The organism is Virgibacillus subterraneus (assembly GCF_900110695.1).
GTDB lineage: Bacteria > Bacillota > Bacilli > Bacillales > Amphibacillaceae > Lentibacillus > Lentibacillus subterraneus.
In genome coordinates, this window is the sequence record NZ_FOEH01000011.1 from 35,265 (window position 1) to 43,332 (window position 8,068).

The 8,068-nt window shown below is 36.1% G+C and carries 9 protein-coding genes and 1 rRNA gene; 8 read left to right on the plus strand and 2 right to left on the minus strand.

What is annotated here, in order from left to right:
* Positions 1-2 precede the first annotated feature (2 nt).
* The 6 genes from BMY13_RS18830 to perR all read left to right on the plus strand — a co-directional run bounded on the left by BMY13_RS18830 (position 3) and on the right by perR (position 3,999).
* Complete coding sequence (locus BMY13_RS18830; RefSeq protein WP_092494261.1) at positions 3-440, plus strand: potassium channel family protein; 438 nt, start codon at positions 3-5, stop codon at positions 438-440.
* A 51-nt stretch (positions 441-491) separates the two neighbouring features.
* Positions 492-959: a thioredoxin-dependent thiol peroxidase gene (gene bcp, locus BMY13_RS18835; protein WP_092506468.1), complete on the plus strand. Its 468-nt coding sequence runs from the start codon at positions 492-494 to the stop codon at positions 957-959.
* Positions 960-1,136: 177 nt separating this feature from the next.
* On the plus strand, positions 1,137-1,826 hold the full coding sequence (locus BMY13_RS18840; RefSeq protein WP_092506470.1) for a sugar transferase: 690 nt from the start codon (positions 1,137-1,139) through the stop codon (positions 1,824-1,826).
* Positions 1,827-1,859: 33 nt separating this feature from the next.
* Positions 1,860-2,807, plus strand: a complete 948-nt coding sequence (locus BMY13_RS18845; protein WP_245736159.1) for a D-2-hydroxyacid dehydrogenase — start codon at positions 1,860-1,862, stop codon at positions 2,805-2,807.
* A gap of 1 nt (position 2,808) precedes the next feature.
* Positions 2,809-3,366, plus strand: coding sequence for a cob(I)yrinic acid a,c-diamide adenosyltransferase (locus tag BMY13_RS18850; protein WP_092506472.1), 558 nt, complete (start codon positions 2,809-2,811; stop codon positions 3,364-3,366).
* 183 nt (positions 3,367-3,549) lie between these two features.
* Complete coding sequence (perR, locus tag BMY13_RS18855) at positions 3,550-3,999, plus strand: peroxide-responsive transcriptional repressor PerR (protein WP_092494257.1); 450 nt, start codon at positions 3,550-3,552, stop codon at positions 3,997-3,999.
* Positions 4,000-4,050: 51 nt separating this feature from the next.
* Here perR and pabB read toward each other — a convergent pair whose 3' ends face one another.
* Together pabB and BMY13_RS18865 are read right to left on the minus strand one after the other, a co-directional pair.
* Positions 4,051-5,772, minus strand: coding sequence for an aminodeoxychorismate synthase component I (gene pabB / locus BMY13_RS18860; RefSeq protein ID WP_092506474.1), 1,722 nt, complete (start codon positions 5,770-5,772; stop codon positions 4,051-4,053).
* Between the two features lie 145 nt (positions 5,773-5,917).
* Complete coding sequence (locus tag BMY13_RS18865; RefSeq protein WP_092494255.1) at positions 5,918-6,310, minus strand: YgzB family protein; 393 nt, start codon at positions 6,308-6,310, stop codon at positions 5,918-5,920.
* Between the two features lie 218 nt (positions 6,311-6,528).
* Between BMY13_RS18865 and BMY13_RS18870 the strand changes: the two genes are divergently transcribed.
* Together BMY13_RS18870 and BMY13_RS18875 are read left to right on the plus strand one after the other, a co-directional pair.
* On the plus strand, positions 6,529-7,398 hold the full coding sequence (locus BMY13_RS18870) for a nucleotidyltransferase-like protein (RefSeq protein WP_092494254.1): 870 nt from the start codon (positions 6,529-6,531) through the stop codon (positions 7,396-7,398).
* A gap of 512 nt (positions 7,399-7,910) precedes the next feature.
* Positions 7,911-8,068, plus strand: a 16S ribosomal RNA gene (locus BMY13_RS18875); the annotation flags it as partial.

Consider the following 8,068-nt stretch of genomic DNA (forward strand, 5'->3'; position numbering starts at 1 on the left):
TTATGGGCTTATTTCTATGGATTATTATAATAGGTATATGTATTATACTGCTGGCTAGTCTTGTCGATTTTATACGTGGAGGAAGATTGCGAGTAAATATACAGATGCGTGAGAGCCGTTTTTCTGCTGAAATTTTTTACACGTTATTAGTGATTTATCTTATTGTTATTCTTGGTTTTGGTCTAATCTATTTTATTTTATCCATTAACAATATTTTATTAGTCGAGAATGGGGAGCTGAGGAAGGTAAGTGTAATTGGTTCTATCAGTCATTCGCTTTACTTTAGTGGGGTGACATTGCTAACAATTGGGTATGGTGATATTACACCAATTGGAGTAGGACGTTTCATAGCCTTAGTTCAGGCGATAATCGGTTATATCCTTCCAACTGCTTTCGTACTTCGTCTTGTACAGTCGAATCAAGAAAATAGAGACGAGTAGACTGATATGCTATAGTGAAGATAATCGTAAAATTTATGGAGGGATATAACAATGAGTGTAGAAATAGGCAAACAAGCGCCAGATTTCTCATTACCAAGTCAGGACGGAAAAGAAGTTAGCTTATCCGACTTTAAAGGAAAACATGTTGTGCTTTATTTTTACCCGAAAGATATGACGCCAGGATGCACAACAGAAGCATGCGATTTCCGTGATGCACAAGAGAGCTTTAGCGAACTTGATGCAGTTATTATAGGAGTTAGTCCTGATCCAGTTGAACGACACCAGAAATTTATTGATAAGCATGATCTTCCATTTTTATTATTGGCAGATGAAGATCATAAGGTAGCTGAAGACTATGATGTTTGGAAGCTGAAGAAAAACTTTGGAAAAGAATATTATGGTATCGAACGGTCTACGTTCATCATTGATAAAGAAGGCAATCTTCAGCAGGAATACCGTAAAGTAAAAGTTGAAGGTCATGTTGAAAAAGCGTTGGAGTTTATTCGTGAAAATAAATAATTATGCGGGGGCAGTTCATCTCAAATGGGCTGCCTTCTTTTTAGCAGTAAATACGTATAAATTCTTACTTACTGCATAAAGTCAGGTTTTCTAATATTACATTTTCGTATCTATAGTAATACAAGCCCATTTACCAGAATAAAATGTAGTGAATACAATAAAAGCGGGGTGTGTTGCATGGAAATTCGTCAAAATGTTCGATCTAAACCTGCGTCATATATAGATATCAATATGTTTTTTATAGTAAAGCGAGTTGTTGATATAATAGGAAGTTTCATACTGATACTTATATTGTGGCCATGGCTATTGATAATATTTTATCGGATATTAAAAAAAGATGGGGGGCCGATACTTTTTCGACAAGTTCGTATGGGAAAAGATAATCGCCCTTTTTTAATTAGAAAGTTCCGTACGCTCACAAATCCATCAAAGGTAATTCGATCATTACCACCGCATCCATTTCCGAAATCATGGAACAATGGGGTTCCGGATCAGTTTAATTTTAACCGCGATCCTTATCAAAATGTGACACACACTGGAAGATGGCTTAAAAAATATCGCCTTGATCGGCTTCCACTGCTATATAATGTGCTTAAAGGAGACATGAGTCTTGTAGGGCCAAGTCCGGAAATTATAGAGATTGTCGAATACTATAATGAATATCAGGCACAACGGTTACAAGTGAAACCTGGGATTACCGGATTTGCTCAAGTAAATGGCAATACGAATCAAAATCATGATCAGAAAATTAGGGACGATCTTTTTTATATTAAGAATTGTTCGCTTAAATTTGATATGATTATTAAATACCGTACTATTAAACATATTTTCATCAATGGAAATTTTAAAAGAAAACGGTTACTATAGAAGTAGACAGAGACATAGGAGGTATTGGACTGGGTGATTTTATCTTCAGCAAAACTATCAGACAAACATAAAACAAAACTTAACGAAAAATATCCAGATGAAGTGTTCATTTTTTGTAAGAATATGGATGAGGCTAAAGAGCACTTAGACAAAGCAGAAATTTTACTAACATATGGTGAAGATCTTACAACGAATTTAATCAGCCAGGCAACACAATTGAAATGGATTATGGTAATTTCTGCTGGAATGGACGAAATGCCATTCAAAGCAATTCATGAAAAAGGTATTCTTGTTACAAACGCCAGAGGAATACATAAGCAACCAATGGCTGAGTACGCTATTTTTTCGCTGCTTCAAGTATATCGTCAGGGAAAACAGCTAATACAAAATGAAGCAGAAAATAAATGGGACAGATCAGTTCGAATGAATGAAATCACCGGGAAAACGTTGCTAATTGCTGGAACAGGTGCTATTGGACAAGAAGTAGCACGACTTGCGAAAGCGTTTCAAATGAAAACATACGGCATTTCCAGAAGTGGCAGTCCAGTAGAGTATTTTGATTATAATTTTACAAATGAATCAATGGAAGAAGTGTTGCAGGAAGCAGACTTTGTTGTGTCTGTTTTGCCCAGCACATCTGAGACGAAGGACTTTTTTACGTTTGAACACTTTCAAATGATGCCTAATCATGCAGTGTTCCTAAACATGGGACGTGGAGATGCGGTTCGTGGAGATGATATATTAAAAGCAATACAGGAAGAGGAAATAGCTCATGCAGTATTGGATGTTTTTGAAACGGAACCACTTCCAGAAAATCATCCTCTTTGGGAGGAAGATAATGTTACGGTAACCCCGCATCTATCAGGTATTTCACCACATTACCAGACTCGTGCATTGGATATTTTTGAAACAAATCTTCAAACATATCTGGAAAATCGCAATGATTATGTTAATAAAATTGATCTAACCAGGGGGTATTAATATGCGAATCTATACTAGATCAGGCGATAAGGGAACAACATCGTTAATTTACGGACAACGTGTGCCGAAGGATGATTTACGCGTCGAAGCCTACGGGACATGTGATGAGGCAAACTCGATGATTGGGTTGGCATTAAGTTTTCTTGATAAAGAAGATTGGTCGGAAAAGGACGCGTTTTTGGAAAAAATGCACCGCATTCAAACGATTTTATTTCATGTTGGGGCGGAGCTTGCAACGCCTAAGGATAAGGAAGTTACCTGGAAACTGAAAAAAGAGCATATTCAGGAGCTTGAGGATCAAATTGATGAATGGGATAAAACCCTTGAGCCCTTACGAAACTTTATTCTACCGTCGGGACATAGTGCATCAAGTGCATTACACACGGCAAGAACTGTGGCAAGAAGGGCGGAGCGTACAGCAGTTGGAATGGGCGATGAAGCTGTTAATCCACTTGTTGTATCGTACTTAAACCGATTATCTGACTTTTTATTTGTCGCCGCCAGGTATGTTAATCAAAGCTTGAAGGGTAAAGAAATACCATTAAATGCAGACATCTAATTTATATAAAAGCGAGCGCTTTTCAAATATTGGAATCGTTCGTTTTTTCTTTTCAGGTTATAATAACTTTAAAGTTCCAATATACTTATATTGACAGAATACTGCACGAGCAGGTAAACTAATTATAAAGATTATAATATAAGAATATTATTAGTTTCGACCATACAATCGAAAGTGAGGTGCATGACGGTGTCTGAAAATAAATTAAATGAAGCCATTAATACGTTGAAAGACTCTGGCGTTCGGATTACACCACAACGTCATGCCGTTCTTGACTATCTTCTTAACTCGACTATTCACCCGACAGCTGATGATATTTATAAGGCTTTAGAAGGAAAGTTCCCAAACATGAGTGTTGCTACAGTCTACAATAACTTACGTGTATTGCGTGAGATTGGACTTGTTCGTGAACTTACTTATGGAGATTCCTCAAGCCGCTTTGACTGCAATACAACGGAACACTACCATATTATTTGTGACGCATGTGGCAGGATAGTTGATTTCCATTATCCAACTTTGGATGAAGTGGAATCGTTGGCTGAGCAGGTAACAGGTTTTGATGTTAGTCATCATCGAATGGAAATATATGGTAAATGTGAAGACTGCCAACAATTACAAACACAAAAGCATTAATTAAAAATAAAAAATCCAGATGCCTGATGAGGGCAACTGGGTTTATTTATATTATTCAAATCTGACCTCCACCCATTTTCGCACACTATTTATAAGCCAAACCTTCGAACATAAATGAATCTCTTCCAATAATATCTTTCGTTCCATTATAATGCCTTCTTCTAATAAGTATTTCCGATACGTTCCAGCTAATAATCCACAATCAACAGGTGGTGTATATAGCTTGTCATTCAATTCGATTACAACATTACCAATGGTGAATTCCGTTATTTCACGTTCCTCGTTCCATAGCAAAACATCAAATACACCAGTCTTGTCGAACCTTTCATATACTGTACGGTTAGTTGTTTTATGATACAAAAACTCATTCTGTTTGTTGATGGGATTAGGTGCCAATTTTACATATACAGGCTTATCAAGGACAGTAGCAACATTGCTTTCTATAGAGATTTCTCCATCTGCTGATACGAGTAAACGTACGCGATATTCATCTTTAGGAAGTGATTCTGCAAATTTAATCAATCTCTTCCTTACCTGTGCTAAATCAATCTGAAAGTTATAGTAGGCAGCTGAATTTTCTAATCGTTCTAAGTGGTAATCTAAAACGATATACTTTCCATCGATTAATCCTAGCGTTTCGAGAAGTTGAAAATCACATTTGTCCATCGTTAACAATTTTGTTTTTTGTAGAATTTCTTCATATTCACCTTGTTTTGTGGAGTCCCAAGTAATTCCGCCGCCTACGCCGTATTGAGCACTGCCATCGCGGTTATCAATTATGACTGTCCGAATTGGCACGTTAAAAATCGCTTCCTGGTTAGGGGTGATATAACCCATAGTTCCGCAATAAACCTCACGTGGTGAAGGTTCTAAAGTAGATATAATCTTCATTGTACTTACTTTTGGGGCGCCAGTTATAGATCCGCATGGGAATAATGCGTTAAATATATCGAGTATTTTTGTGCCATCCTTAATTTCTGCAGTTACTGTTGAGGTCATTTGATAAACAGTGGGATATTTCTCTATTGAATATAGTCTTGGTACCTTCACAGAACCCGGTTTCGCAATCATACCCAGATCATTGCGTAATAAGTCAACAATCATTACGTTTTCAGCCCGGTTCTTTTCTGATTGGTGAAGCCATTCAGCGTTTTTGAGATCTTCACTGTATGATTTTCCTCGCCCGATTGTACCCTTCATTGGCTTTGTTGTAATTTTTCCATTTCGTATTTTAAAAAATAACTCTGGAGAAGCGGATAAAATGGAGAAATCACCAATATCCATATACGCACTGTAATCTGAAGTTTGTGCACTGGCTAAGTGATTGTAAAAAGCGGTAGCATCCCCTTCAAATTCAGATTCCATACGAATTGTATAATTCACTTGATATGTCTCGCCTAATTTAATATGATTTTTTATTCTATCAATATTGGAATTATATTCTTCTATACCTACAGTTGGTTTCCATTCACTAACATTATAGGAAGCTTTTTTGCTTTCTATTTCATGAATTGCATCCTGAAAAATCCCGAACCATAGCAACGGCATTTTTGAATCTGAATTAACCTGATAGGCGTTATCAAAGGCTGGTGCAGCTTCATAAGATAAATATCCTGCTGCATAGAAACCAGAATCAATAGCTTCCTGGATTTTTTTCAGTGCTGGTTTTACTTCCTCAATGCATGTAGCATCGATAATTTCCAGTGGGTCCTTGAAAAGTATTGGGTTTTTCTTTCCATTATGATCAGTAAAATCAAACGTTAATCTGCACATAAGCTATCGCCCACTTTCTTTATCAAATTTCGCCAAAAGTTTAAGCCCGTATTCTGTACGGACTACTTCAGGATGTGCCTGTATTATTACAAATTTAGCAGAAAGTATTTCTTAACTGTTAAAAAAATCCGCCATAGTGACGGATTTATTCATTATTCTTCGTATTAGCTTTTGCTTCTTTTCGATATTTTCTTGTATTGTACTTTTCATCGAACTCTTTACCTTCCAAATCCTTATCAAGTGTTAACGGTTCTTTACAGTGCATACAAGCATCTACACGGCCAAGCATCTTTGTTGGATTTTCGCAGTTTGGACAAATGATTGGAACAGCCTTAGTTGATAACAAACCAATCCAGAAATAAACAACACAGCTGAAAATCACAAATAATACACCTATTATAAAGAATGTTACCATTAACCATTCAATTTTCTTCGTTAAGATTCCTCCGTACATGAATGCAAATCCGATGAATATCTGAATTAGAGCAAAAGATCGGATTTTATTAATTTTACTTGAATAGACTAATTGTTGCGCCATGTTTGTCCTCCTTATATGTTACATGGGTAGTATAGCATATTTTCATGTTTTTTTTGATTTTAAAAAAAGGATTTCACAAAATTATAACGAAATATATTATAGTAGTTTAGAAAACTTGGCTTATCACCAAGCTTTAATGGTGAAAGCCTTAGATGCACTTATGCAGTAAGAAAGTATTTATACTTCTTTAGCTGCCAAGTAAATGGAGGATTTGTGACATGGAAGATTTATTGAGACCGATATTTCAAGAACGAGCTGGGAATGCTAGTACATTAGGAATCGTTATAATAGAAAAAACAAAACCAAACAGTCCGATTACAGATAATTTTGATGTTATATTACTGATTATAGTTGACGAATCTGAAAGCGAGTGGCAGGAAAAGCATTACGAATTTGATGGTAAAATTGCAGCAATGCACACAGTGACAGAAAAGTTGTTAATGGAATGGATTGATACGAGTGGATATCGGAAGGCAGTTGAATGGATAATTGATGGAAAAGTTATCTTTGATCGGAATGAATACCTTTCGCAGTTAAAAGATCAACTGAGAAACTTTCCACATGAAAAAAGAGACTTACGCAAGGCGATGGAATTTGGTAAGTTAGTTAAAAGTTACAGTGAAGTTAAGGATCTCTATGCATCAGAACAATATAAAGATGCTTATAGCAGAATGGTACATTCACTACATTATTTAGCAAGACTAGCAGTAATTGAAAAGGGGTATCATCCAGAAGTAACATTGTGGAATCAAGTAAGACAAATAGATCCTGAAGTGTATAAATTATATGACGAATTAATACAAAGTGATGAAGCTATTTCTAAACGACTGCAACTCATGATAATCGCTTCTGACTTTGTTATTAGTACGAGAGCAGAAGTATCTGCAAAACATTTATTATGTATTATGGAAACTAAAGAGGATGGTTGGTCTCATGGTGAACTAAAACAGAACGGGAAAGTTTCACCGTATCAATTAGACTTAACTGCGATGCTTAGTTATTTAACCGAGAAAGGAATTCTTATTGCGGAAAGAATTCAAACAAAAGGTGCAGGAGTATATCAACGGGAGTATCGTATTAATGATTAGTGATGGAAATGATGAATCTAGTAATTCTCTAATTAAAAATTGGTATACAGGGCTATGGTTCAGTTTCTTAGAACTGTAGCTCTTCTATTGTTGATACTACGCACGATTCATTGCCTTAAGATAATTATTGACTTTAAATAATAGCCATGGTAAAGTTAATTCTGTCGCAAAAATTCATAACGAATTTCGCTGGCAAAACTCATTAAAATTTAACCTTGATTAAGAAAAGAAATCGTGGTAAATTAAATAACGTTGCTCATTTAAAAGTATTCGGCAACGCAAACATCTTTTAAAAATTAATCAATTATATTATTGACATTATCTTTGAAAGATGGTATATTTAAAAAGTCGCCATTTTGAGCGACGGAAATGAAATTTGCTCCTTGAAAACTGAACAAAACAACCAGTATGTCAAGAAAACAGGTTAAAAGTTAAACTTTTAAACCCTGATTTCAATTTTTAAAGCTAAGACAATAGATGATTGATTGGTGTCAATCATATTCAAACTAACTTTTATGGAGAGTTTGATCTTGGCTCAGGACGAACGCTGGCGGCGTGCCTAATACATGCAAGTCGAGCGCGGGAAGCAGACGGATCCCTTCGGGGTGAAGTTTGTGGAACGAGCGGCGGACGGGTGAGTAACACGTGGGCAACCTACCTGTAAGACTGG